Annotated in this window: 1 pseudogene; it reads right to left on the minus strand. The window is 20.7% G+C overall.

The annotated features are described in order from the left end of the window. Nucleotides 1-717 precede the first annotated feature (717 nt). Nucleotides 718-921 (minus strand): annotated as a pseudogene (locus tag ACOTVC_RS08865) (hypothetical protein); the annotation flags it as partial.

The following is a 921-nucleotide window of genomic DNA, read 5'->3' on the forward strand; positions in this document are numbered from 1 at the left end:
TATATGTTATTTAGATATTTAATTTATAAAGTATGGATACTTAGTGGTTTGATTAATAAATTATATGGCGACCTCGGGCACCATTTGTTTTTTACTCCCGAGTGTTATTTTGGCAAATTATCTTTAAAATATTAAAAAAGAGTTTTATATTTTCTAAAATAGCTTTTTGTATATTATATAAATAACCATAATAACAATTTATTTTACATCTAAATTACATATTAAGTATAAATCTTTTTCATAGATAAAACTAATTATACTATGTGAGCTATTATCATACTTTATAATATTTTATAAAGCTTTGAAAAATCACTAGGAACTTTGATAATCAAATTTTCATTTTTAAGTTTTAATTTCTTAAATGATAGATTTTATTATCATAGTAAAAACTTTGGTTTAAAAATACTTTTTAAAAAATACATAATCTTTACAAAAAAAGCTTCTTGGTGAATTTTATTTAAAATTTATATCCAGATTGATATAAACCTTATATCAATCTATGTTATTAATTTAATATCATCATAAAAAACTTCATCTTGTGAATTTGGATTCGTAAAACCTTGTTTTAAAAGCATATATCTATTAAACCTAGTTACACTACCCAAATTCTTTAAAACATCTCTCTTGTATTGCTTTTAAAACCTTGCTATTTTTTCAAATCAATTACAAAGTTTTTATTTTAATTAACAAATCACACCTGCTAAATCTATCATTTACTTACTTCAACCTCACATTCATAATCATATTAGATAAAAAGATACTATCTTTATCAAAGCCTTTTGAGTCATATTTATTTTTTGATTGCATAGTTTGTATTAAAGTTGAAAGATTGTATAAACTTAAACTTTCTAATATATTTATAAGTTCTATCTTACTTAAAGTATTAAAATCATTTAACAAGCTAAGATAATTACTTATAAT

The organism is Campylobacter sp. GB48 (assembly GCF_049221845.1).
Lineage (GTDB): Bacteria > Campylobacterota > Campylobacteria > Campylobacterales > Campylobacteraceae > Campylobacter_D > Campylobacter_D lari_C.